This window comes from Salinicoccus sediminis (assembly GCF_000986795.1).
GTDB lineage: Bacteria > Bacillota > Bacilli > Staphylococcales > Salinicoccaceae > Salinicoccus > Salinicoccus sediminis.
The window spans coordinates 12,896-38,242 of the sequence record NZ_LAYZ01000004.1 but is presented as its reverse complement, the minus strand read 5'-3'; the positions used below and the strand labels follow the sequence as shown (position 1 = coordinate 38,242).

Sequence of the window (25,347 nt, the reverse complement as noted above, 5' to 3'; positions counted from 1 at the left end):
CGATCTATGGCAAAGGAGTCATTAAAATGATTGCAGTAAACTGGAACAAAGAAGATGACATGACCAACGTATTCTGGCGTCAGAACATTTCACAGATGTGGGTGGAGACGGAATTCAAAGTCTCAAAGGACCTGGCTTCATGGGAAGGCATGTCGGATGATGAAAAAGATACATTCAAGAAAGTCCTGGCCGGCCTGACCGGCCTCGACACCCATCAGGCGGACGACGGCATGCCGCTCATCATGCTGCATACCGAAGATCTCAGGAAAAAAGCGGTGTATTCATTCATGGGGATGATGGAGCAGGTCCATGCCAAATCATATTCCCATATCTTTACGACGCTGCTGCCGTCCAAAGAGACCGATGATCTGCTGGATAACTGGGTGCTTGAAAACGAAGAGCTCAAATTCAAGGCGGATAAGATCGTGGGCCGCTACCATGAGCTGTACGGCAAGAATCCGTCCCTGTATGACCAGTACATGGCGCGTGTCGCAAGCGTCTTCCTGGAATCCTTCCTCTTCTACTCAGGGTTCTATTATCCGCTGTACCTGGCCGGACAGGGCAGGATGACAACAAGCGGTGAAATCATCAGGAAGATCCTGCTGGATGAATCCATCCACGGTGTATTCACCGGTCTTGATGCACAGATGATGAAAGCGGAACTGACGGACGAGGAGCAGGAGCGTGCGGACAAAGAGATGTACGAACTGCTCAAAGAACTGTACGCTAATGAAGAGAAGTACACGAAAGACCTGTACGACAAACTCGGGCTGACGGAGGATGTGCTTAACTATGTCCAGTACAACGCGAATAAAGCGCTCGCGAACCTGGGCTATGACGCATATTTCGAAGAGAAGTCATTCAACCCGATCATTGAAAACGCACTGGATACGACGACGAAGAACCACGATTTCTTCAGCGTCAAAGGTGACGGCTATGTGCTCGCGCTCAACGTCGAGCCGATCCAGGACGAGGATTTCGTCTTTGATGAAGTAAGATAAAAAGATTCACGGCCCCTCCATGCCGCCGGCATGCAGGGGCTTTTCTGCTGCCGGGGAACGGCCGGAGCAATTGTGTTGACATTTCATATATATGTCATATGATTAAGGTAGAGTTTTTCAACTGAATACTGCGATTCTTTCGGGGCAGGGTGGAATTCCCAACCGGCGGTAAGCTTTGAAGCGAGCCCGCGACCCGTACTGTTTATACGGTACGGCTGATTCAGTGCAAGTCTGAAGCCGACAGTCAGAGTCTGGATGGGAGAGAGAAGACATGCAGCGTATATCGGGAGCGCTTATTTGCGTTACCCGGAAATGATACGCAAGGTTCGGTATTGCTTTTTGCAATGCTTATTTCTGCATACATTGATCGACGCCGGAGGATATTATCATATCCCCGGCGTTTTTATATTCAGGAGGGAAAAACTTGAACCGATTTATGAAGATGGCACTTGACGTTGCCATGATGACCAAAGGGCAGACGGGGAAGAACCCGCCGGTGGGCGCAGTCGTCGTCAAAGACGGCAGCATCATAGGCATGGGGGCGCATTTCGGCTACGGCCAGCCGCATGCCGAAAGGCAGGCGCTCGCCTCATGCAGCGTGGACCCTTCGGGTGCTGACATCTACGTGACGCTGGAACCGTGTTCCCATCACGGGAAGACGCCGCCGTGCACCGATGCGATCATCGAAGCGGGGATCAGGAATGTTTTCTACGCTGAACAGGATCTTAATCCTAAAGTGAGCGGGCATGAGGTATTGGCCCGCGCGGGGCTCCATGTCGAATGTATGCCGTCGGATGAGACCCGGGCGCTCTACAGGGAGTTCTTCAATCACCTGGAGCGGGGCCGGCCGAACATCACGCTGAAATGTGCGGTGAGCGCGGACGGCAGACTGGCACTGGCGGACGGCACAAGCAGGTGGATTACAGGGCAGGCGGCGCGGACGGATGTCCATTACGAACGCAATGTGCACGACGCGATACTCGTCGGGGCGCATACACTGCTCGGGGATGATCCTCTGCTGACCACGCGGATTGAGGGCGGCGGCCGTTCGCCCAGGCCGGTCGTTCTGCTCGGCAGCGGGGCGCTCAGGGAGGACCTTGAAATTTTCCGTCACCCCAAGCGTCCTGTCATCTACACGACGAATGAGGATAACTTGAAATATGAAGACCGGTGTGATGTGAAAATCGGTGACTGGAGCCTTGAAGATGTGCTCCGGGACCTTTATGAAATGAAGCTGACGTCACTTTTTGTCGAGGGCGGAGCTTCTGTCCACACATCGTTTATAAAAGAAGGATTGTATGACCGGATATTTTTATATGTTGCCCCGAAAATATTTGGTGAATCTACGCACAGCCTGTTCAAGGAGGGCATACCCTCCATGGACGGGGCGGTGCAGCTGGAACTGGTGGATGTTGAAAAGCTCGGGCCGGATTTGAAAATAACCTACAGAAAGGCTTGAGCAATATGTTTACAGGAATAATCGAACAGGTTGGCAGAGTGGAGAGGACGACGGATACAGGAGAACTTACGGTTTTTGAAATTGAATCGGGAATCTTCGGCGATACCGCACTCGGGGATTCCATCAGCGTCAACGGCACGTGCCTGACGGTGACGGAGATAAAAGAGGGATCATTCACAGTGGAGATGGTGAATGCGACAAAACGCATCACGAGCCTCGGCTCTGTGGCGGACGGAGATGAAGTGAATCTCGAGCGCGCGCTGACCCTGTCGACACGGCTCGGCGGCCACATCGTTTCCGGGCATGTCGACGGCACCGGGGAAGTGACGGATATCAGCCATGACGGCGAGGCGATGGTCATGCGCATCAGAGTGCCGGATCACCTGATGAAGTACATGCCGGAAAAGGGGTCGGTGGCGGTGGACGGCATCAGCCTGACGCTGTTTGACACCGCATTGGACTCATCTGAAATCATACTGAATCTGATTCCGGAGACGCGCGTGCGGACGACGCTTGCTGATAAAGACCGGGGCGACATTGTAAATATCGAAGCGGATATGCTGATGAAGCACGTTGAGCATCTGCTTGGGGCGGGTGCTGGTCATGTTTGATTCCATAGAAGATGCAGTCCGTGATCTGAAACAGGGCAGACTGGTGATTGTCGTGGATGATGAAGCCCGTGAAAATGAGGGGGATCTCATCGGCATTGCGGATTTTATCACAGCGGATGAAGTGAACTTCATGGCGACATATGCGCGAGGGCTGATCTGCACGCCCGTGACGGCTGAAATTGCCCGCCGGGCGGGGCTCACTCCGATGGCGGCACAAAACAGCGACCCTTACAGTACAGCATTCACCGTATCGGTGGATCACGTATCGGGGACGACGGGCATCAGCGCGCATGAGCGGTTCGATACGATCCGTGCCCTGGCGGATACGGATATGAAGCAGACGGATTTCAATACGCCCGGCCATGTCTTCCCGCTTGTTGCAAAAGACGGCGGTGTCATTGAGCGCATGGGGCACACGGAAGCGGCTGTGGATCTGGCAAAACTTGCCGGCGCCTCGCCGGTCGGCGTCATCTGTGAGATCATGAATGATGACGGCACGATGGCGCGGGTCGATGACCTTGAAGTGTACAAAGAGAAGCACGGCCTGAAAATGATTACGATTGAGGATCTGCGGAAATACATGGAGAAATATTCCGGTGTGACGCTTGAGAGCACGGTCAAGCTGCCGACGGATTTCGGGGATTTCAAAATGTACGGCTTCGTGGACAACACCACGGGCAAGGAGCATCTGGCCCTTGTGCACGGCGCTTTGTCCCCGGAAATGAACGTCCGGATCCACTCGGAATGCCTAACGGGTGACGTCTTCCACAGTCAAAGATGCGACTGCGGGGACCAGCTCGAGCGGGCCATGAACATCATGAGCCGCGAGGATGGTGTCATCCTCTACATGAGGCAGGAAGGCCGCGGCATCGGGCTGATCAACAAACTGAAGGCCTACGAACTGATCGAGCAGGGATACGACACGGTCAGCGCCAACGAGCATCTCGGCTTCGATGCGGATCTCAGGGAGTATGATGTTGCGGCTGAGATGCTGAAACAGCTCGGCATCGGCACCGTCACACTGCTCAGCAACAATCCGCGGAAGATCAGAGGTCTTGAAGCCGAAGGGCTCACCGTCAACCGCCGCAGCCATATCATTGAAGCCAACGTTGTGAATAAGGATTACCTGAAGACGAAAAAAGACAAACTTGGACATCTACTCTAGGAGGCACCCTGAAATGAATAAGATAGAAACGAAAATGATCGGTACAGACTTGAAAATCGCGATAGTCGCAGGAAGGTTCAACGATTTCATCACCTCGCAGCTGGTGGACGGGGCCGAAGGCATGCTCGTCAGTCATGATGTAAAATCCGATGATATCGACCTCGTGTACGTGCCGGGAGCATTTGAAATCCCCCTTGCGGCGAAGACACTCGCCGAAAGCGGCAAGTACGATGCAGTCATCGGACTCGGCTGCGTCATCCGCGGCAGCACAACCCATTACGACTATGTCTGCAACGAAGCGGCAAAAGGCATTTCCCAGGCAGGTATGGCGACAGGGGTGCCGGTCATGTTCGGAGTCATCACGACAGAGAACATCGAGCAGGCCATCGAGCGCGCCGGCACTAAAGCAGGCAACAAAGGCGCCGACGCCGCAGCCGGCGCCATCGAAATGGCGAATCTGATGGCGCAGATCAGAAAATAAGCGGTTGATTGAGGGATATTTGAGACCGGGAGGCTGTAGAAGGCGGCTTCCCGGTTTTTTTGGTGCGGCCGGACTGGTGGTTTCGGGCGGAGCTTGGACCGCCTTAACGTTCCGCGATCGATGATGTGAGCGTGGTGCGGTCGCCTTAATGAATGTTATTCGATGAGGTGAGGAGGGACAGGTCACCTTGATGTTTTGAAATCGTTGAGGTGAGAGGGGTATTATCGAAATGGAATCGTTAATAAGAGGAGCCCGGCTCTTATCATCGAAAGTGAATCGACAATAAGAGAATGGTCTGCCTTATCATCGACTGAGAAACGATAATAGGAGAACGGATCCCCTCATCATCGAAACCAAATCGGCAGTAAGAGCCCGCCCCGGAGAAAGCCATCCTGCACACATCTGTCAAAATTACTTCAACCAACTTTCATATATCGGTCAAATTCTGATATATTATACGTGCTAAAATGGATATCAGGTCTTTGGACTGAAAACCGGGACAGAATAGCAGGAGGAGATTCGGATTATGAAGTCAAAAATATGGATGACGGCTATGCTCGCAGCTGTGATGCTGCTTGGGGCATGCGGGAATGATATCGATTCAGAGAACAGGGACCATGGTTCCCACGAGGAGGCGGACGAAGAGGTGCGGTCCCTCGATGTGAATCTTGAAGTGCCCGGGACAGCAAAAGCGGGCGAAAATGAAAGTTTCACCGCACATGTCACTTCAAACGAGGAGGATGTGACGGATGCGGACAAGGTGAGGTTCGAGGTGCTTGATGCTGACGGCAACAGTCTGGACATGATTGAAGCGGAGCATTCTGAAAATGGCCTGTACACAATCGACTATACTTTCGACGAGGCGGGGGATTATTCCGTGATTTCCCATGTGGACGCCTACCAGCTTCACACAATGCCTGAAAAACAGGTCACTGTGAGATAAAAACCCCCAGGTCTGCGTGTGTCTGAACAGCGGCTCATAATTGTATTGTGGGACGTTAAGGTTTACAATATATATATAATTCATTGCAGAAATTCAGGAGGTAGCCATGGAGTTGCAGGATAAGACGTATGTTGTGTCAAACGCCGCGAAATCACTGGGCAGAGAGCTGTCGATGGATTTGGCGGAACAGGGGGCGAACGTGATTTTGGCCGGCGTCGACCATATTGAGCTGGACAACCTCCTGGAAGAACTTCAGGAAAGTTCGGAAGGGAAACATAAGGTGGTCATGCTCGAGCAGTCGAAGGAGATCGACTGGATGGCCATCATGGAGGAAATACAGGAAGAGTACAGTACACTGAACGGCATCATACTTGTACATACGATTTTCACTGAGAACCGCTCGGTGTATGATGTTTCTTTCGACGAGTTCAACCAGGTGATGTATGAACATGTCTGGGGGACATATCTCGGCATCCGCACGCTCCGTCCGATGCTGAAGGATGAACGGGACGCCAAGATCATCAACGTCATCGAGCCTTCATTTGAAGATGTGTTCGAAAGGAACCTGTACTACACGGTGACGGGCGCAATCGAAGCGCTCACGCATTCCACGGCGATTGAACTCAGGAAAGAGGACGTGGATGTTTATGCACTCAGCTACCGTCCCTCTATCAGAGAAGGAGAGTCGCCGGAGCGTTCCAATCCGGAGGCGCTCCGCACAGTGATGTCCATCCTGTCCGGCGGGAGGAGCGCCCCGACAGGGGAAACAATCATCATCAACTAGACAATTGTTAATGTTTTGTGAACAAAACGGGCCGTCATAACAGACGGCCCATTTTTTTATATGTAAATATTCAAACTTCAGTTGAAAATCAAATATTTCAATGTATAATTGGAATCATGATTATCATTGATAATCATTATCAGTTAAGGTGGCTTTCTATGATAGGAAAATTATTCAGATTAGACGTACTCATAGTATTACTTTTGCTTTTATCGGTTCTGTCTATGTTTGTAGGCGTTGTTGAACTGCATCCGAGAGATATATTCAGCCTGAGTGAAGATCAGCAGAGCATACTTCTGAACAGCCGGCTGCCTCGTACTGTATCGATTATCATTGCCGGGGCATCGCTTGCAGTCTGCGGGCTGATCATGCAGCAGCTGACGCGTAATAAATTCGTCTCCCCGACGACAGCAGGCACGATGGACTGGGCGCAGCTCGGCATCCTTATCGGCCTTGTGTTCTTCCCGGGGGTGAGCATGCTCGGCAGGCTTGCATTCGCCTCCATCCTGGCGGTCGCCGGCACATTGCTCTTCATGCAGATCATCAACAGGATAAAGTTCAAGGACATCATATTCGTCCCGCTCATCGGTCTGATGCTGGGCGGTGTGGTTTCGAGCATCAGCACCTTCATCGCGCTCCGGACGAACATGCTCCAGGCGATTTCCGGCTGGATGCACGGCAGTTTTTCCACGCTCGTTGCCGGCAAGTATGAAATTCTCTACATCAGTATTCCGCTGTTCATACTGGCGCTGTTATACGCAAACCAGTTCACTGTTGCAGGCATGGGAGAGGACTTCTCCAAGAACCTGGGTCTCAACTACCAGAAAGTACTTTACATAGGTTTGTTCATCACAGCAGTCATAACCGCGCTGGTCGTCGTATCAGTCGGTATGCTGCCGTTCCTCGGGCTGATCGTGCCGAATGTCGTCTCGGTGTTCAGGGGCGATCATCTCCGGAGCACCATTTTCCTGACGGCGGTGCTGGGGGCGGTGTTCGTCATGATATGTGATGTGATAGGCCGTGTCGTCATCTACCCGTATGAAATCTCAGTGGGGCTGACCATTGCGATCATCGGCGGCTTCGTTTTCCTATTCCTGATATTCAGGAGGGCCGGGGCCAATGCTTAAAATGACGAATAATAAGGTGTTATTGATATTGACGGCTATTACCATCGGGGCTGTCGCCCTGTACATGCTCTATGACCTGAATCCGGCAATCTACTTCTATCAGCTGCCGTCGAGGGTGAAGCGGATTGCGGCGATTGTCATCGTGGGTGTTGCAATCGCGGTCTCGACGGTGATATTCCAGACGATAGTCAAAAACAGGATTCTGACGCCGTCCATAATGGGGCTCGACTCCGTTTATGTATTCATACAGACATCCATGATATTTTTCGGCGGTGCATCTTCGGCGATTGTGCTGAACAGCAAGGCGAACTATTTCGTCAGCATGCTGCTGCTCGTAATCTTCACGCTGTTTGTCTTCAGGTTTTTATTCAGATTCACGAAGAACAATGTGTTTCTGCTGCTGCTCATCGGTATCATTCTCGGCACCCTGTTCGGCAACCTGGCCACATTCATGCAGATGATGATCAGCCCCGAGGACTTCCTCATCCTGCAGAACAGCCTGTTCGGCTCGTTCAGTGCAGTCGATGAGTCACTGCTCGGAATCACGGGCGTCATCGTTGTCCTGTCCGTGCTCTATGTACTCAGGGATTTCAATTCACTCGATGTCATGTCGCTCGGCCGGGATCATGCCATGAACCTCGGTGTGGACTACGACAGGAAAGTATCCCAGCTGCTCATCGTCATTGCGATCCTGGTTTCGGCGGCAACAGCGCTTGTCGGTCCGATGATGTTCCTGGGACTGCTGGTCGTGAACATCGCCCATGAGCTGTTCAGCACATACAGGCACCTCTACCTGATCATCGGTTCGGTGCTGATCAGTGTCCTCACACTGGTGCTCGGTCAGATGGCGATACAGTTCATGTTCGACGGCGGAGTGGAACTGAGTGTCATCATCAACCTGGTTGGTGGATTATACTTCATTTATCTAATGCTTAGGAGGAGTAAAGTATGATAAAGGTAAGAGATATTGCTAAGTCATATGGTGAGAAGAAAGTAGTCGACGACGTGTCACTGTCAATCGAAAAAGGTAAGATCACTTCTTTGATCGGTCCGAACGGCGCAGGTAAAAGTACTGTCATTTCAATGGTCACCAGGCTGCTCGATAAAGACAGCGGCGAAGTGCTGATCGAAGGTGACAACATATTCACCCAGCCGAACAATGCGCTGGCCAAACGGATATCCATACTTAAGCAGACGAACCATCTTGAGCTGAAGATCACGGTGCGCGAGCTGGTCAGCTTCGGGCGCTATCCGTATTCCAAGGGCCGCCTGAAGGATGAGGACCACAGGATCATAGACGAAGCGATAGAATATATGGAACTCGGGGAACTCGAGGACCGCTACATCGATGAGCTCTCCGGCGGACAGAGGCAGCGCGCCTACATTGCGATGACAATCGTCCAGGATACGGAATATATCTTCCTGGATGAGCCGCTCAACAACCTTGATATGAAGCACTCCGTGCAGATCATGCAGATTCTGAGGAGGCTCGTGCGCGAGAAGGGCAAGACGATCATCATCGTCATCCATGACATCAACTTCGCCTCCTGCTATTCCGACAATATCATCGCACTGAAGAACGGCAGGGTTGCCGTCAGCGGGACGAAGCATGAAGTGATCAAGAAAAACATACTCGAGGAAATATACGAAATGGAAATCAACATACAGTGTATATTCGGTCATAACATCTGCATATATTTCGATGACCAGGCGGGTGACGTTACAGAAGATGACGCACAGGAATATGCACAGACGGTGGCGCATGAGCAGCTGAGAGCGTGATGCGCCTGACCCTTAAAGGAGGTGGTGGCGGCTTTAATCGGATGTATTTATAATTTTAGCGGGGGCTGAAAATATACTTAACGGGAGAGGTATTACAATGGATTTTAAGAAATTTTACTTAATGTCCGCCATGGCCATGGTGCTTGTACTTGCAGCATGCGGCGGAGAATCATCGGGAGAAGGCGCTGAAACTGACGAAGCAGGTGCGGAGGAAGGTTCAGGTGAGACGATCACTTATGAGAACAGCTTCGAAATGGGACCTGCAAGAGGCGAAGAAGGCGATACAACAGAAGTAAATGAAACGGTTGAGCTTCCAAAGAACTCCGATAAAGTTGCCATCTACGACCTCGGTGTGGCATCCACTTTCAAGGCACTGGGAATTGAAGAGAATATCATCGGTCTGCCGAAAGGCGACAACAATGCATCACTTTCAGAGGTGAATGAAGAATTCGAATCCGATGAGTATGCAAACCTCGGCGGTCTGAAACCGGATGAATTCGAGACACTTGCGGAACTGCAGCCGGAAGTGATCATGATCCACGGACGCCAGTCAAACACCCAGACCGTCGAAGAGATGAAAGCTGCGGCGCCTGATGCGGAGATCGTCTTCGTCGCTGCTGACAGCAACAGCTACTTCCAGGACATCATGGATATGACAGAATTCCTCGGAGAAATGTATGATGTCGAGGATAAAGCAGACGCGCTGGTCTCTGACATGCAGACAAAACTCGATGAAGTGAATCAGACAGTGACCGAAGCGGACAAAGATATGCTCTTCATCCAGACGAACGGCGGAGATCTTTCATTCCACGGTGTGGGCGGCCGTTACGGCTTCCTTTATGAGGACCTCGGATTCACTTCCGCGGGCGATCAGGAGGAAGACGAAGTGACAGATGACCACGGCAACCAGGTCAGCTTCGAATTCATCGCTGAGACCAATCCGGGCGTAATGCTCGTGATGGACAGGGGTGCCGCTGTTTCCGAAGGTGAGGCGACACCGGTTGATGTTGTCAAAAATGACGTCACACAGGGTGTTGAGGCCGTTGAGAACAACAATATCATCGAGCTTAATCCGCAGTCATGGTACCTGAACTCAGGCGGCTACCTGAGCGGCATGGCCCAGCTTGAGGAAATTGAAGCGGGCATGGCTGAAATGAAATAGCTGAATGCATTGAACCACCCCGTCCGGGTCTCCGGGCGGGGTGGTTTGCTCTGTGCATATCATTTATGCCTGTCTGCACGTTTATATACGGGGTCGCCGATGATCCGGACTTCCCGGTTCAGCTGTACACCGAACTCATCCAGTATGACGTCCTGGACATGCCGGATCAGGTCTTCATAGTCACCGGCTGTACCGCTGTCGACATTGACCATGAAACCGGCATGTTTCGTCGAGACTTCAACGCCGCCGATGCGGTGTCCCTGGAGTCCGGCCTCCTGGATCAGTTTCCCGGCGAAATTGCCCGGCGGGCGCTGGAACACGCTGCCGCATGACGGGAATTCCAGGGGCTGCTTCGATTCCCGGCGGTATGTGAGGTCATCCATGATGGCTTTTATGTCAGCAGCATCCCCCGGTTTCAGCGCAAATTTCGCTTCCACTACGACATAGTCGTTCTCCTGGACGATGCTTTTGCGGTAGCCGAGTCCGAGCTCCTCATTTTTGAGGGTGATGATTTCGCCCTCCCTGTCTATTGCAGTGACTTCGAGGAGGCAGTCTTTCACTTCCCCGCCGTATGCGCCCGCATTCATATAGACCGCGCCGCCGACGCTTCCGGGAATGCCGCAGGCGAACTCCAGGCCGGCGAGCGCCCGCTCGTATGCGAAATTGGAAACATCGATGATCGCCCTGCCGCTGCCTGCAGTGATGATGCCCGCCTCTTCCTCAAGATGATCGAGTTCGAGCAGATTGAGGACGATGCCCCTGATGCCGCCGTCACGGATGATGATGTTGGAGCCGTTGCCGAGGTATGTGACCGGTATGTGGTTCTGGGCACTGTAGCGGAGCACCCGGCAGGCATCCTCGACATTATGGACCGTGACGTAGTAGTCGGCGGGTCCGCCAGTCTCTGTATAGGTGTAGTTTTTTAATGGTTCATATACTTTGATATCAGGATCCAGAAGGAGTGCCTTCAGATCTTTTTCGGTTTGCGTAGTATTCACCGTAGTAATTCCTTTCGAGTGGGATTGACTATGTATATTATAATGGAAGTGGCCCGTTTTTGGAAATGGGATGGTAGATTAAGCGCATTGTACACTAATCTGTTGTGTGCTATATTTTGTTTAGCCACTGACAGCAAGTGTAACACAACGATACTAGAACAAGGGTGTGACACCTTTTGCATCATTCTTTGAAAAATATGTCGGGACTTATCCTCATGGTCGGCCTGATTGTCCTATCCGGGTGTTCAAATGCACTCGCAGAAGATATGGAGAAATACATGGCGGATATGGAGGAGATCCATGCGCTCGATGAAGAATTTACATCAGCGGCCGACTCACTCGATTACGAGTATCTGCCTGAAGAGCTGTCCTCTAGAAGTGTGGATGTCGACACGGAACGTCTGGAGTCGATCAGCACGAAATTGGAGGAGGACATACTGCCGGTCGCCGAGCAGATGGCGGAGGAGATCGAAGCCGTTGAAGTGAACAATGAAGAACTGGCTGAAATGCATGATTCATTCAGTGAAAGCGTGGAAATCAAACAGGATTTTGCGCGCCAGCTGGATGAGTATGTAAAAGCCTATCTGATGTCGGTCCGATCGAATGAGGAACTCATCGAACTGAGCCAGTCCTTTATGGAAAATCAGAAGGAGCGGGACGAAATCATAGAGAACACCGACGACAGGGAGGCGGTCCGTGAGATCGACGGCCTCATAGAACAGATCAATGAGAACAGCGAATCGCTGGAGTCCGAATCACAGCTGCTCCAGGGGGACGAATCCATCGATGAAAAACAGAGGCATATCGATGAGGAGATGATGCCCGTCATTGAAGCGCACATCGAATCACTCAACCAGATGAACCTGGAGACGGAAAGCGCAATCCGCATCCGGAGCCTGTCGCTTGAAATGTACTACGGGTTTGAAAAGTATTACCAGGAGCGCAAGAATACCATGACTTACAATGATACTCTCCAGGGCCTGCAGCTGCAGAGCATCATTCCCATGAAGGAGACATACCAGAAGCTGGATGAGAATTATTACGGCCGCATAGACGAAATTGAGAGTGAACTCGAATAGTCCACTCTCACTCTTTGGTGTTATTTTTTTGTGCGGCCTGCCCGGGATGCATTGGGTGGTTCGGGTCGTTCATGACTTTCGTGATGAAGACGTTTCTCAGTATGACCGTCACAGCCCAGAATGCAAACACTGCAAGCAGGATCCACGATACAGTCGCATTATTCTGGAAATCGAGCATGAACAGTACGACCACGATGAGCAGTGCAGCATTTATCGTATCGAGGAAAGTCCAGCGTTTGAGCGATTTGTTATTCATGGGTAATACCTCCAATCCCTGTCATTATAACATATGGCAAAAGACAGATTTGCTTATTTTCAGGATAAATGATAAATTAGTAAAAGTTTACTGAGAAGGTGATGAAATGTTAACCAAAACGACAACGATTGACTCTTTTCAAAAGCTGTTGGATGAAAAGAAGACCTTCTTCTTCATGAAGCACAGCAGCACCTGCCCGATTTCGGCGGCTGCATTCGAAGAGTTCCAGAAGTTCCACTATGAAAGGGACATGGACGGTTACTATCTGGTCGTCCAGGATCACCGGCAGCTTTCCGATCATATAAGCGAAGCTTTCGGCATCAGGCACGAATCCCCGCAGGCCTTCTATTTTGTGGACGGGGAGCCGAAATGGAATGATTCCCATCAGAAGATCACATTGAGCACTTTATCATCTGTAGAAGATTAAAGCCAATCCCCGGCGGGATTGGCTTTTTAACTTAGATAGGGGATGAACATCACCCTGTTCTGCCCCTGTTTTTTTGCTGCGTGAAGCATATCGTCGGCATCTGTGAACATCCTGCCCTTCGTAACATCGGCTTCATCCTTGTAGCCCACGCCGATCGACACGGTGAGGCTGATGGTCTCCTCTTCGCTGATATGGAAGCTCGCCCGCTCCACACTGTTGCGGATCGCCTCGCCAAGCCGCACCGTCTTATCGAATGACAGGTTCGGTATGACCATGGCGAACTCCTCGCCGCTGTTGCGGAATAAAGACCCGCCGCCCGGAACATGGTTGTCAAGCAGGTTTGCCATCTGCCTGATGAGGGCATCGCCTGAAGCGTAGCTGTGCGTGTCGTTGACGACTTTGAAATTATCGATGTCGATGAGCAGCAGGCTGAGTGTCTCACTTTCGTCTATCAGCAGGTTGACTTCCTCATCAAATGATTTGATGTTGCCGAGCTGGGTCAGGTAATCCTTGTATTCGTCTTCCTCGTAGCGTTTCAGAAGCTTCAGTATAGCATTGATGTCCTCGTACATCATCATCGCAAAAAACATGACGGTGGTGCTTGTGGCGACGAATATCAGCATCTGCCACAGGGTCAGGTCACTGATCAGCAGATTGATGCCGAGTACATACAGGATCGAGAAGGCGATGCATGCAGAGGTCAGTGTCCTGAGCTTTTCAAACTTAAGAAAAGGCAGTATTGCCATGACGAAGATGTACAGTACGGCGAAGATCAGATAGACCTGCCAGCCGTAGCCGAATATCAGATGGTGGAACAGATAGACGACAACGAGTGAGCCGAGCATATAATAGGGCACGCTGTACTTGACCAGTATGAGCAGCGGTATGAAGTAAAGGCTGAAAGTGATGCCTGATACATGGATGGGCACCATCAGAAGGAGCACCGCAAGCGTCGTCATGAGCAGTGCCTGGAAGATGCCCGAATCGATGAGACGCCTGTCTTCCGCATACTGCAGGCGGTGGAATAGATATATGCCGCTTATCGTCAGCGATATGTTGAGCACAAAATCAATCAGCATATACTATCCCTCCCTGTCTGCTGTTATTCTTCGAGTTCCAGATTCTGACGGAGCTCGGACCTTACATCATTGTAGGACTGGTCATCCGGGAAGAAGTACCAGAGACCGTCCTGGCCGCGGTCGTCGACCCCTTCAAGCGTCAGGCGCTCGACATTCTGTGCCGCGTCCTGATAGTTGGAGCGGAGTGCATTCATTTCCCCGAACGGGATGTTCGTCCGTATGTTGTCGCTCAGTACATCCAGTATCGAATTGAAGTTGGTGATCGTCTGAAGGCTCACCATTTCGCCGGCAATCGCCTGGACCACCTGCTGCTGGCGCATCTGTCTGCCGGAGTCGCCGCCTGCACCTGCGGATTTCCTGCTTCTTGAGAAGGCAAGGGCTTCCTCACCGTCCATGTCGTATGTCTGGCCTTCTGTGAATGAATAGCCGGACTGCTCGAAAGTATCCTGGCTCGTAACCGTGACACCGCCGACAGCATCGACGATGTTTTCAAATCCGTCCATGTCTATCGAAACGAAATAGTCCATAGGGGTATCGAGGAAATTCTCGACCGTCCGTTTGGCGAGTTCCGGTCCGCCGTATGCATAGGCGTGGTTGATCTTTTCAACAGAGCCCCGGTCCGCGATTTCCGCCTGTGTATCCCTCGGGATGCTCACAATTTTGCCTTCATCTGCATTCGGGTTCAGGGTGACTACCATGATCGTATCCGAACGCTGGCCCATGGATTGTGATTCACGTTCTGCGTCGCTGTCTGTACCGAACAGCACGACTGAGATCGGGTCGCCGTCCTTGACGCTGACCTCGGTCTCCCTCATCTCCGACGACGAGTCGGCGAAGTCATCGTCATACATTTTGTCGGCCGCACCTTTAAGATTGATGTAGACGTAAGCTATGATCCCTGCGAAAATCAGTACCGAAATAATCAAAAACGCAAGCAGCACTTTGAGTGCCGGATGCATTCGTTTTTTGTCAGTTCTTTTCATTATGAATCTCCTTTTTCATATTGATACAATTATACAACGAAACGGGCGACATGAAAATTATTATTGTGCAAAACACGATATACATTCCATATTTAAACAGTAATATGATATAGTAAATTGGAAATCTTACAGATGGTGATGATATGTATACTTTATTTTTACTCACGGTGTCTTTCTTAATAACGCTGATTCTGATGCCGATATTCATATGGGGAAGCCGCAAATTCGGGTTTGTCGACTACCCGAACTTCCGGAAGGTCCACGCCAAACCGATACCGTATCTCGGGGGCGTGGCAATTCTGATTTCCATGGTGATCGGGATCATGATCGCGCGTCCGATAGAGGCGGAATATAAATCCATCATCATCGGCGGCACCATCATTGTCATCGTCGGCATCATCGATGACAAATATGACCTCAAGCCGCTTCTGAAACTCATCGGACAGCTGCTTGCGAGCAGTGTGCCGATCTATTACGGCATCGTGATCGACAATATCACCCCGTTCGGCGTGTCGATCGACTTCGGCATGCTGACGATACCGATAACGCTGATCTGGATGATTGCCATCATCAACGCAATCAACATCATCGACGGGCTCGACGGCCTGGCGACGGGCGTATCGGTCATCGCGCTGTCAAGCATCGGACTGATCACGATACTGCAGGGGAATCTGTTCGTCATGATGATCTGTGTCATACTGATCGGATCCTGTCTCGGCTTCCTGGTCTACAACTTCCACCCGGCGAAAATATTCCTCGGGGATAACGGTGCGATGCTGCTCGGCTTCGTGCTGGCGGTCGTTTCACTGATGGGCTTCAAGAACATCACGCTCATATCCCTGTTCTTTCCAATCATCATCCTGGCGGTGCCTTTCATCGACATGGCATTTTCCGCCCTGCGGCGGTACCGCAGCAAAGTGTCCCTTTTCAAGGCGGATAGAAGCCATATGCACCACCGGCTGAGAAACCTCGGCTATTCCCATATGGAGAGCGTGATCCTGATCTACTTCATCGCTCTGCTGTATGCGGGCGGCAGCATCATATTGTATCTGTCGACGATTCCGGGCTCGGTAATCATCGTGCTGCTGCTGATCTTTACAACAGAAATCGTCGTCGAGGCGATCGACCTCGCGGAGTCGGACCGGAAGCCTGTGCTCAACTTTGTGCGGCGGTTCGTGCATAAAATATTCTCATAAGTATCAGACGGCGCCCTCGGCCTGGATGACATCGTGTTCATCAAGGTCGTGGGTGTTTTTTGTGATCTCCTGCAGACGCTCTGTGAAGGCATCCCTGTCGGCTTCCTTCACATGGAGGAGGTAGGTGACCCTGTCTGTATAGGTGGTGTCCCTGATTTCAATATCAGTCTCACCGAGATAATGCTCGAAACGGCTGGTGTTCGTGTACTCCATCGTCACTTCCATCGGGACTACCGGTATTTTCACCACTTTACCAGATGCTTTTACGGCACTTGAAGCAGCACCTGAATAGGCCCGGATCAGTCCGCCGCCCCCGAGCTTGATGCCCCCGAAGTAACGGGTCACGACGATGGTGGTATCATACATGCCTTCCTGCTTCAGCACTTCAAGTATCGGCACGCCGGCAGTACCGCCGGGTTCGCCGTCATCGTCGGCCTTCTGGATCAGGGCACTTTCGCCGATTATGTAGGCGCTGCAGTTATGGCTGGCACCTTTATGAAGGTTTTTAATGTCGCTGATGAACGCTTTCGCCGACTCTTCTGTCGGTGTGCGCCGGATGTATGCAATGAAGCGTGATTTGCTGATGATGGTCTCCGTATCTGTATCGAGTCTGTTCAAATACTGCTGTTCCATTAGATTCACCTCTCCATTGTATTTTAACACATGGCCGGACGTGGACGGAAACGGGCAGTGTGTAGTAGAATATTTTTAAGTGTGAATGAAGAATTGGAGGAACCCATATGAAGATTGCAGTCGTGGTGGATTCGACATCCTATCTGCCTGATGCATTGAAGGAGAAATACGATATCCGCACAATTCCTCTCAGTGTAGTCATCGGTGATGAATCATACAAGGAAGATGAAGAGATAACGCCCGATGAATTTTATGACAGAATACGCAATATGGAAGAACTTCCACGGACGAGCCAGCCTTCGATCGGGGATTATATACTGCTGCTTGAAACATTGCGGCGTGAAGGATATACGGACGTTGTAAGCGTCCACCTTTCCAGCAAAATCAGCGGCACCTATCAGAATGCGATTGCAGCCGGACAGAGCGTGCAGGGGATAGAAGTCCATGCCGTGGACTCCGAAGTGGCATGCTATGTCCAGGGTTTCCTTGCCTTGTATGCAGCGCAGCACAAAGACGGCATGGAGCTCGAGCCACTGCTTTTGGAACTCGAGGAAATGAAGCGCAAGAAAAATACGAATGCGTACTTCATCGTCGATACACTGACGAACCTCCAGAAGGGCGGCCGTCTGACGAATGCCCAGGCAATGATCGGCAGCCTTCTGAAAGTGAAGCCGATTCTTGAGTTCCAGGAGGCACAGATTGTGCCGTATGAGAAGATCCGGACGAAGAAAAAGGCGATGAAGAAAGTGGAGGACGTTTTTGAAACGGAGATGGAACGGCACAAAGGCAAACCGGTCACTGCCGTCGTCATCCATTCCAATGCCGAAGCGGAGGCAAAAGAGTGGCTCGCCGCGCTCCGCGAAAAGCATCCCGGGGTAACCTTCAGGCTGAGCTATTTCGGACCCGTCATCGGGACGCATCTTGGTGAGGGTGCGCTCGGGCTCGGATATACGACATATGAAGTGGACACAGAAGTATAATACAACCGGATATTCATGACGCAGCTTATTTGGCTGCGTCTTTTTTGTGAGGAGATGGAGACATGATCATCAAACATATGAAAGGCGAAATCTACATGGACCGGGGAGTGGACCCGGATAAGTATATTTGCCACCGCTGCAGCAACGATATGAAACGGTATTTCTATAAATATCACTCCGCATATCACGGCACGGACGTTGTTTATTGCCTGAAGTGTGTAAACATCGGCCGCTCTGACAGCGTCACGCCGCTCCGGGTGATCCATACGGCAAGGAAACCCGAGCCTTGCCGCTATCATCTTGACTTTGAGCTCAGCGAAGCGCAGCAGGCTGCCTCAGACCGGATTGTCGAAGCGCTCTCGGCACATTCAGACATGCTGCTCTATGCTGTGACGGGGGCGGGCAAGACAGAGATCGTTTTTGAGGCAATCTCACTTGCCCGGCGGCGGGGGATGAATGTCGCTTTCGTCTCGCCCCGGATCGATGTGGTCAAGGAAGTGCATCTCCGGCTGAGCGGTGCCTTCAGGGATTCTGACATCGACCTGCTCTATACCGGGGTGAAGGAGACGTTTGAACACAGATTTACCGTTTGCACTGTGCACCAGCTTTATAATTATATCGATCATTTCGGCCTGATCATCGTGGACGAGACGGATGCATTCCCGATGTCCTCGGACAGACAGCTGTTGAATGCAGTCCGCCGGGCCGCCGCCGCATCGTCCACCACCGTCCTGATGACAGCCACACCGGACAGGGGCATGATCGAATTTGCGGGAGCGGAAAATGTGGTGACCCTTACACGGAGATATCACGGTCATGACCTGGCCATACCGAAGGTCGTGTGGCAGGGCATTACAAAAGATGTCAACAGGCGCAGGCTGCCTGCCGGGCTGGAAGGGCTGATTACAGGCATACTCGAAAAAGGGCGCAGGGTCCTTGTATTTGTGCCGGAGATCAGCCTGATGGAGAAGCTCCAGCCGCTCGTGGCCGCAAAATTTCCGGGTGCCGACTCAGTCTACAGCGGGGATGAGGAAAGGTACGGGAAAGTGGACAGCATGCGCAATGGCCGGACACGGGTGCTGCTTACGACGACCATACTGGAGCGGGGTGTGACGTTCAAAAACCTGGATGTGATCGTCGTGGGCGCTGAAACGTTCAATTCGGACAGCCTGGTCCAGATATGCGGCCGGACCGGGCGCAAAACGGATGACCCCGTAGGGAATATATGGTTCCTGGCTGAATACAACACCGGCCATATCCGCCGGACCATCAGGATCATCAAAAACTTCAATGCCGGCAGGACGACATTATGATCTGTCTGTACTGCCACTCGCGCATCAGGGAGGAAGCCGATCTCATAACGATGTTCAAACGCCGGAAACCGCTCTGCATGCCGTGCAGGAAAAAGCTTTCCCTGTGGCGTTCCGGCGGGCGGTGCGGCTTCTGCCATCGCCTCGTGGACAGGGAGGAGGACACTTGCCCGGACTGCCGCTTCCTCGCGGGGAATTACAGGCGCCCCGGGAAGATCATGTGCATGATGGACTATACGGGGGAAGTGAAGATGCTTTTCCACCGGTATAAATTCACAAAAGATGCGGCACTCAGTGAAGTGATTGCGATGTTTCTGAAATGCCGCTTCGGGGAATATGATATGTCCATACCGATCCCTGTATCTGCCGCAAGGATGGAGGAGCGGGGGTACAATCAGACTTCCATGGTGCTTCGAGCGGCAAAGGTCCCGTACCGGGATATCCTTGCCACAGACAAGGCAGCACGGCAGTCCGAACTCGGCAAGCGCGCGCGTCTTACGGCGCCCAATCCGTTTTATCTCAAGGAGGGCCGGGCCGCTTCAAGTCTAGCGGGGAAGCGGGTTCTGGTCGTGGATGATATCTATACCACCGGTATCACTGTACATCAGGCACTTGAAAAAATTTACACCATGAAGCCTGACGCGGCGGATGTGTTAACGTTTTCAAAAGCCTGAATACTCTGATATAATGAAGGCAGGAAGTATAACGCATTGAAGGAGGGGTTTCACTATGATCAGATGTGAAATTCGAGGAGAGAATATCGAGGTAACAGATGCAATCAGGAACCACATCGAGGAAAAGGTCAGCAAGCTGGAACGTTACTTTACAAATGCTCCGAACACACATGCACATGTCAATATCAAGACTTACAGCAACAAGCAGGGCAAAGTCGAAATCACAATTCCGATGAAAAACCTGACCCTGAGGGCGGAAGAAAAGCACGAGGATCTGTATGCGGCGGTCGACCTGATCGTGGACAAGCTCGAAAGGCAGATCAGGAAGCATAAGACGAAGATCAACCGCAAGTTCAGGGAAAAGAATCCTGAGCAGGACTTCTTCGCCAAACTGGAAATGGATGCGAACCATGAATTCCGGGATGAAGAGGACGACAAGGCCGATACCGGAAGCTATATCGTCCGCTCCAAAAAGTTCCAGCTGAAACCGATGGATTCTGAAGAGGCAGTATTGCAGATGAACATGCTCGGCCATGATTTCTTCGTTTTCAATGACAGGGAGACGGAAGGCACAAGCATTGTATATAAACGCAACGACGGCAAGTACGGACTCATCGAAACGGATCAGGACATATAAAGCTCCCACGGGTTGGGATATAATCCCCGGCTGACGCCAGCCGGGGATTATTTGTGGGTTTCCTGCAATGCGTACATATTTTATTTTGCGCCGTTTAGTGGTATTATAATGAGATGAATTCATAGTGAGATATAACGAGGGAGAGAAATCCATGGGTATTTTGGACAAAGTCTTTGACGGTAATAAAAGGGAGCTGCGCTCCCTCCGAAAAATCGCTGAAAAGGTCGAGGGCTACAAGGAAACGATGGCCGGTCTGGATGATGCAGCACTGCAGGCTAAAACCGACGGGTTCAAGGAAACACTTGCCGGCGCGGAAGATGACAAGGAAGAAGAGAAGCTGCTGGATCAGATTCTGCCCGAAGCTTTTGCCGTCGTCCGGGAAGCCTCCAAAAGGACGCTCGGCCTCGAACCCTATCCTGTACAGATAATGGGCGGGGCCGCACTTCATAAAGGCGACATTTCCGAAATGAAAACCGGCGAAGGTAAGACGCTGACGGCAACACTGCCGGTCTATCTGAACGCCCTGACGGGCAAAGGCGTTCATGTCATCACGGTCAACGAATACCTTTCCGCTACCCAGATGGAGGAAATGTCCGTGCTCTACAATTTCCTGAAACTGACTGTCGGGCTGAACCTGAACGCCAAGAACAGCGAGGAGAAAAGGGAAGCGTACGCTGCTGATATCACGTATACGACAAACAATGAACTCGGCTTCGACTACTTGAGGGACAACATGGTGACCTACAAGAAGGACCGGGTGCTGCGCGGCCTCAACTATGCGATCATCGATGAAGTCGACTCCATACTGATTGACGAGGCGCGTACGCCGCTGATCATCTCGGGCAGGGCGAGCCAGACGAATACACAGTATATACAGGCCAACCAGTTCGTCAAGATGCTCAAAGAAGACGAGGATTTCACCTATGATATAAAAACGAAGAACATCCAGCTCAATGATGACGGCATGGAGAAGGCGGAGAAATGGTTCAAGGTGGATAATCTGTATGACGTGAAACACGTCAACCTGCTCCACCACATCAACCAGGCGCTGAAGGCGCACTTCTCGATGCAACGTGATATCGACTATGTCGTCGAGGAAGACAAGATCGTCATCGTCGACCAGTTCACCGGCCGTAAGATGAAAGGCCGCCGCTTCTCAGACGGACTTCACCAGGCGATCGAGGCGAAGGAAGGTGTGGAGATCCAGAATGAATCCCGCACGATGGCATCGATCACTTTCCAGAACTTCTTCAGGCAGTACAATAAACTCTCCGGCATGACCGGTACCGCCAAAACCGAGGAAGAGGAATTCATCAACATATACAACATGAAGGTGACGGTCATCCCGACGAACCTGCCGATTGCACGGGAGGACAGGACGGACAGGATCTATTCGACCAAGGACATCAAATTCAAGAATGTCGTAGATGAAGTGGTGGAACGCCACCGCAGCGGACAGCCGGTGCTGATCGGTACCGTGGCGGTTGAAACAAGTGAATACATCGCGAATCTCCTCAGCAAGAAAGGCATCCGCCACAACGTGCTGAACGCGAAGAACCATGAAAGGGAAGCGGACATCATCATGAATGCAGGCAAGAAGGGTGCCGTGACGATTGCGACCAACATGGCCGGGCGCGGTACGGATATCAAACTCGGTGAAGGTGTCAAAGAAGCGGGCGGCCTGGCCGTAATCGGTACGGAGCGGCATGAATCGAGACGTATCGACGACCAGCTCCGTGGACGTTCCGGACGTCAGGGGGACGTCGGTATCAGTACGTTCTACCTGTCGCTTGAAGATGACCTCATGAAGCGTTTCGGTTCGGAACGAATGCAGGGCATGATGGGACGGCTCGGAATGCAGGAGGAGGAGATCACATCCAAGATGATCTCGAGGGCGGTCGAATCCTCCCAGAAACGTGTCGAGGGCAATAACTTCGATTCGCGTAAGAAACTGCTCGAATATGATGATGTACTGAGGCGCCAGCGTGAAATCATCTATCAGGAGCGTAATGACATCATCGACCAGGATGATGTGCGCGAGCAGCTGATGGGCATGATCGAGGCATCAGTGGAACGCACGGTCAACTACTACATCCTGGATGATGACGAGCTGATCGACTACGACCAGTTCATCAAGACGATCGAGGATATGTACCTGTCGGAAGAGTCCATTTCGGTGCCGGATGTGCGGGGCAGGGAAAATGAAGAGATCTCGGCACTCATCCTCGAAAAGATAAAGGATGAGCTTGAGCAGAAGGAAGAGAAGCTTACCAGTGAGAAAATGAGGCTGTTCGAGCGGATGATGATGCTCCGCACCATCGACCAGAAATGGGTGGAGCACATCGACAGCATGGACCAGCTGAGGACGGGCATACATCTCCGTTCATATGGTCAGATCAATCCGCTGCGCGAATACCAGAACGAGGGGCTGCAGATGTTCGAGGACATGCTCGTGTCCATTGAAGATGATACTGCAAAATACGTCATGAAGACCGAACTGAAGTCCGACGAAGAGATCAAGCGTGAGCAGGTCGTCAAGAAAAATGAGATGCAGACGGGCGACGGCAAGGAAAAGGTCAAAAAAGGACCGGTCAAAAAAGAAGTCAGGGTCGGCCGCAATGACCCCTGCCCGTGCGGCTCGGGCAAGAAATATAAAAACTGTCACGGACAATAAAGAAAGAAGGAAATTTTATGGAGTTGCATGAAGTGAAAAATTTCGTCCAGGATATGCACGGCAAATTGGACGATTTCAGGGGGTCTCTTTGACCTCGAGGAAAAAGAGACCCAGATAAGGGAATATGAAGAACGCATGGCGGATCCTGAGTTCTGGAACAATCAGGAGAAAGCCCAGGAAGTCATCGACGCGAACAACCATCTGAAGAAGATCGTCGAGGGCTTCCGTGAGATAGAGGCGGATGTTGAGGATATCGAAGTATCCCATGAGCTGCTGAAGGAAGAGAATGACGAGGACATGAGGGAAATGATCGAGGAGAACGTCCGCGAGACTCAGAAAAAGATCGATGCCTATGAACTCAATATCCTTCTCGACGATGAACATGACCATCTGAGTGCCATACTCGAACTGCATCCCGGCGCGGGCGGCACAGAGTCCCAGGACTGGGCTGAAATGCTGCTGCGCATGTACCATAGGTATGCAGAAGGACAGGGGTGGAAAGTTGAGACGCTCGATTACCAGGACGGAGATGAAGCCGGCGTGAAAAGCGTGACACTCTCCATCAGGGGTGTGAATGCATATGGGCTGCTGAAAGCGGAAAAAGGCGTCCACCGCCTTGTGCGGATATCGCCTTTCGATTCATCCGGCAGACGCCACACTTCGTTTGTCTCATGCGAAGTGACACCGCAGTTCGACAACACGGAAATCCAGATTGAAGTGAAGAATGAAGATATAACGATCGACACGTACCGCGCCAGCGGTGCCGGCGGACAGCACGTCAACACGACCGACTCCGCCGTCAGGATTACACACCATCCGACAGGTATCGTCGTCACATGCCAGAACGAACGCTCACAGATCAAAAACCGTGAACAGGCGATGAATATGCTGAAATCCAAGCTCTACCAGAAAGAGCTCGAAGATCAGAAGGCGGAAATCGCGGCAATCAAGGGCGAGCAGAAAGAGATCGGCTGGGGCAGCCAGATCCGTTCCTATGTGTTCCACCCGTATTCCATGGTCAAGGACCACAGGACCAACTACGAAGTCGGCAATACAGACAAAGTCATGGACGGCGGACTGTCCCCGTTCATTGAAGCCTACCTCAGGCTGAATATGTAATGTATGATGAAGGGCGTCTCCTTTGAGGCGTCCTTTATTTTGTGACAAATGTCCTGAAGCTGTTTGACCGTGATGGGTTTAGGGGTATGATATATGTGTATCTTATATAACATCAAGTCGGGGGGCTTTAATTATGAAGAAGTTCTGGTTACTTATGAGTTTCGCCCTGGTGCTCGTACTTGGCGCATGTGGCGGAGATGGCGAGGGCGGCGAAGATGAGTCCGGCCAGCCGGCGGATGAAGGCGTCACTACTGAAGAAGGCGGAGATGAAGGCGACGGTGCAGACTCGTCGGATACCGCACTGGCTGAGCAGACATACGAGCAGAATAACTGCATGGGCTGCCACGGTGAAGACCTGTCAGGCGGTTCCGGACCACCGCTCACAAATGTGGGAAGTGAGTATTCCGAAGATGAAATCCGCACCCAGATCGAAGAAGGCGGCGACGGCATGCCGGGCGGTCTCGTATCGGATGAAGAAAAGCTCGATGCACTCGTGACATGGTTGGCATCACAGAAATCTGAATAGGTTTGAGAAAGTCGCGGACGCAAAATCCAACAGGATTTTGCGTTTTTTATTGTTTGAGTGCGGGTTCACCTCATCGACAGTGTTTCATTAAGGTGAGCGGAGGCGTCTCCTGTTTTATCCCGGCAACATGGTAAAAGCCCTCTGTAATCTATTTTGAAGTAAATTCCATGTAAAATAACACGTGCGAAAGCATAACCCCGGCACAGCAAGCATCACATGGGTGTAAAATTAAACTGCAATATTACTGGATCTAAAATGTCA

Annotated in this window: 26 protein-coding genes and 1 riboswitch; of the genes, 21 read left to right on the top strand and 5 right to left on the bottom strand. The window is 51.6% G+C overall.

Going from position 1 to position 25,347, the window contains the following annotated elements; translation table 11 throughout:
• The first annotated feature begins 26 nt into the window (after nt 1-26).
• The 11 genes from nrdF (at nt 27) to WN59_RS07110 (ending at nt 10,515) form a co-directional block, all read left to right on the top strand.
• The gene (gene nrdF / locus WN59_RS07160; RefSeq protein WP_046514993.1) at nt 27-1,001 is read left to right on the top strand and encodes a class 1b ribonucleoside-diphosphate reductase subunit beta; all 975 of its coding nucleotides are present in this window, start codon (nt 27-29) and stop codon (nt 999-1,001) included.
• Nucleotides 1,002-1,132: 131 nt separating this feature from the next.
• A riboswitch (FMN riboswitch) is annotated at nt 1,133-1,272 on the top strand.
• A gap of 153 nt (nt 1,273-1,425) precedes the next feature.
• Complete coding sequence (ribD, locus tag WN59_RS07155; protein ID WP_231577166.1) at nt 1,426-2,460, top strand: bifunctional diaminohydroxyphosphoribosylaminopyrimidine deaminase/5-amino-6-(5-phosphoribosylamino)uracil reductase RibD; 1,035 nt, start codon at nt 1,426-1,428, stop codon at nt 2,458-2,460.
• 5 nt (nt 2,461-2,465) lie between these two features.
• Nucleotides 2,466-3,071 carry a riboflavin synthase gene (locus WN59_RS07150; RefSeq protein ID WP_046514988.1) on the top strand — a complete coding sequence of 202 codons (606 nt, stop codon included), beginning with the start codon at nt 2,466-2,468 and terminating at the stop codon, nt 3,069-3,071.
• A complete protein-coding gene (locus WN59_RS07145) occupies nt 3,064-4,236 on the top strand; it encodes a bifunctional 3,4-dihydroxy-2-butanone-4-phosphate synthase/GTP cyclohydrolase II (RefSeq protein ID WP_046514987.1) in 1,173 nt (390 codons plus the stop codon). The genes WN59_RS07150 and WN59_RS07145 overlap by 8 nt, the downstream gene beginning before the upstream one ends.
• A gap of 13 nt (nt 4,237-4,249) precedes the next feature.
• Nucleotides 4,250-4,717 (top strand): 6,7-dimethyl-8-ribityllumazine synthase, encoded by a 468-nt coding sequence (ribH, locus tag WN59_RS07140; protein ID WP_046514985.1) that lies wholly within the window; start codon nt 4,250-4,252, stop codon nt 4,715-4,717.
• Between the two features lie 526 nt (nt 4,718-5,243).
• On the top strand, nt 5,244-5,660 hold the full coding sequence (locus WN59_RS07135) for a FixH family protein (RefSeq protein WP_046514983.1): 417 nt from the start codon (nt 5,244-5,246) through the stop codon (nt 5,658-5,660).
• A gap of 106 nt (nt 5,661-5,766) precedes the next feature.
• On the top strand, nt 5,767-6,444 hold the full coding sequence (locus WN59_RS07130) for an SDR family oxidoreductase (protein WP_046514981.1): 678 nt from the start codon (nt 5,767-5,769) through the stop codon (nt 6,442-6,444).
• 161 nt (nt 6,445-6,605) lie between these two features.
• Nucleotides 6,606-7,571, top strand: a complete 966-nt coding sequence (locus WN59_RS07125; protein ID WP_408005399.1) for an ABC transporter permease — start codon at nt 6,606-6,608, stop codon at nt 7,569-7,571.
• A 1-nt stretch (nt 7,572) separates the two neighbouring features.
• A complete protein-coding gene (locus WN59_RS07120; protein WP_046515375.1) occupies nt 7,573-8,523 on the top strand; it encodes an iron chelate uptake ABC transporter family permease subunit in 951 nt (316 codons plus the stop codon).
• Nucleotides 8,520-9,353 carry an iron ABC transporter ATP-binding protein gene (locus WN59_RS07115; protein WP_046514976.1) on the top strand — a complete coding sequence of 278 codons (834 nt, stop codon included), beginning with the start codon at nt 8,520-8,522 and terminating at the stop codon, nt 9,351-9,353. The genes WN59_RS07120 and WN59_RS07115 overlap by 4 nt, the downstream gene beginning before the upstream one ends.
• Before the next feature lie 97 nt (nt 9,354-9,450).
• A complete protein-coding gene (locus tag WN59_RS07110; RefSeq protein WP_046514973.1) occupies nt 9,451-10,515 on the top strand; it encodes a siderophore ABC transporter substrate-binding protein in 1,065 nt (354 codons plus the stop codon).
• Nucleotides 10,516-10,574: 59 nt separating this feature from the next.
• Here WN59_RS07110 and murB read toward each other — a convergent pair whose 3' ends face one another.
• A complete protein-coding gene (murB, locus tag WN59_RS07105) occupies nt 10,575-11,513 on the bottom strand; it encodes a UDP-N-acetylmuramate dehydrogenase (protein WP_046514971.1) in 939 nt (312 codons plus the stop codon).
• A gap of 176 nt (nt 11,514-11,689) precedes the next feature.
• Here murB and WN59_RS07100 point away from each other — a divergent pair, with 176 nt between their 5' ends.
• Nucleotides 11,690-12,592: an EMYY motif lipoprotein gene (locus WN59_RS07100; protein ID WP_046514969.1), complete on the top strand. Its 903-nt coding sequence runs from the start codon at nt 11,690-11,692 to the stop codon at nt 12,590-12,592.
• A 7-nt stretch (nt 12,593-12,599) separates the two neighbouring features.
• On the opposite strand, the gene WN59_RS07095 is transcribed toward WN59_RS07100, so the two are convergent.
• Entirely contained in the window at nt 12,600-12,848 is a 249-nt protein-coding gene (locus tag WN59_RS07095) for a hypothetical protein (protein ID WP_046514967.1), read from the bottom strand.
• 106 nt (nt 12,849-12,954) lie between these two features.
• Here WN59_RS07095 and ytxJ point away from each other — a divergent pair, with 106 nt between their 5' ends.
• Nucleotides 12,955-13,275 (top strand): bacillithiol system redox-active protein YtxJ, encoded by a 321-nt coding sequence (ytxJ, locus tag WN59_RS07090; RefSeq protein ID WP_046514965.1) that lies wholly within the window; start codon nt 12,955-12,957, stop codon nt 13,273-13,275.
• A gap of 26 nt (nt 13,276-13,301) precedes the next feature.
• On the opposite strand, the gene gdpS is transcribed toward ytxJ, so the two are convergent.
• Nucleotides 13,302-14,354, bottom strand: a complete 1,053-nt coding sequence (gdpS, locus tag WN59_RS07085; protein WP_046514963.1) for a GGDEF domain-containing protein GdpS — start codon at nt 14,352-14,354, stop codon at nt 13,302-13,304.
• A gap of 23 nt (nt 14,355-14,377) precedes the next feature.
• Nucleotides 14,378-15,337: an LCP family glycopolymer transferase gene (locus tag WN59_RS07080; RefSeq protein WP_046514961.1), complete on the bottom strand. Its 960-nt coding sequence runs from the start codon at nt 15,335-15,337 to the stop codon at nt 14,378-14,380.
• 143 nt (nt 15,338-15,480) lie between these two features.
• Between WN59_RS07080 and WN59_RS07075 the strand changes: the two genes are divergently transcribed.
• Nucleotides 15,481-16,533: a glycosyltransferase family 4 protein gene (locus tag WN59_RS07075; protein ID WP_046514958.1), complete on the top strand. Its 1,053-nt coding sequence runs from the start codon at nt 15,481-15,483 to the stop codon at nt 16,531-16,533.
• A gap of 3 nt (nt 16,534-16,536) precedes the next feature.
• On the opposite strand, the gene WN59_RS07070 is transcribed toward WN59_RS07075, so the two are convergent.
• The gene (locus WN59_RS07070; RefSeq protein ID WP_046514956.1) at nt 16,537-17,166 is read right to left on the bottom strand and encodes a YigZ family protein; all 630 of its coding nucleotides are present in this window, start codon (nt 17,164-17,166) and stop codon (nt 16,537-16,539) included.
• A gap of 107 nt (nt 17,167-17,273) precedes the next feature.
• Between WN59_RS07070 and WN59_RS07065 the strand changes: the two genes are divergently transcribed.
• The 7 genes from WN59_RS07065 (at nt 17,274) to WN59_RS07035 (ending at nt 25,086) form a co-directional block, all read left to right on the top strand.
• Nucleotides 17,274-18,146 (top strand): DegV family protein, encoded by an 873-nt coding sequence (locus WN59_RS07065; RefSeq protein WP_046514955.1) that lies wholly within the window; start codon nt 17,274-17,276, stop codon nt 18,144-18,146.
• A 62-nt stretch (nt 18,147-18,208) separates the two neighbouring features.
• Nucleotides 18,209-19,459: a DEAD/DEAH box helicase family protein gene (locus tag WN59_RS07060; RefSeq protein WP_046514952.1), complete on the top strand. Its 1,251-nt coding sequence runs from the start codon at nt 18,209-18,211 to the stop codon at nt 19,457-19,459.
• Entirely contained in the window at nt 19,456-20,130 is a 675-nt protein-coding gene (locus WN59_RS07055) for a ComF family protein (RefSeq protein ID WP_046514951.1), read from the top strand. Before WN59_RS07060 ends, WN59_RS07055 begins: the two co-directional genes overlap by 4 nt.
• 55 nt (nt 20,131-20,185) lie before the next feature.
• A complete protein-coding gene (gene hpf, locus WN59_RS07050) occupies nt 20,186-20,767 on the top strand; it encodes a ribosome hibernation-promoting factor, HPF/YfiA family (protein WP_046514949.1) in 582 nt (193 codons plus the stop codon).
• Between the two features lie 151 nt (nt 20,768-20,918).
• Complete coding sequence (gene secA, locus WN59_RS07045; RefSeq protein ID WP_046514947.1) at nt 20,919-23,441, top strand: preprotein translocase subunit SecA; 2,523 nt, start codon at nt 20,919-20,921, stop codon at nt 23,439-23,441.
• 17 nt (nt 23,442-23,458) lie between these two features.
• A protein-coding gene (gene prfB, locus WN59_RS07040) for a peptide chain release factor 2 (RefSeq protein ID WP_156172411.1) occupies nt 23,459-24,560 on the top strand; the annotation gives its coding sequence in 2 pieces (ribosomal slippage) (nt 23,459-23,530 and nt 23,532-24,560; 1,101 coding nt in all).
• Nucleotides 24,561-24,693: 133 nt separating this feature from the next.
• Nucleotides 24,694-25,086 carry a c-type cytochrome gene (locus WN59_RS07035; protein ID WP_046514943.1) on the top strand — a complete coding sequence of 131 codons (393 nt, stop codon included), beginning with the start codon at nt 24,694-24,696 and terminating at the stop codon, nt 25,084-25,086.
• Nucleotides 25,087-25,347 lie beyond the last annotated feature (261 nt).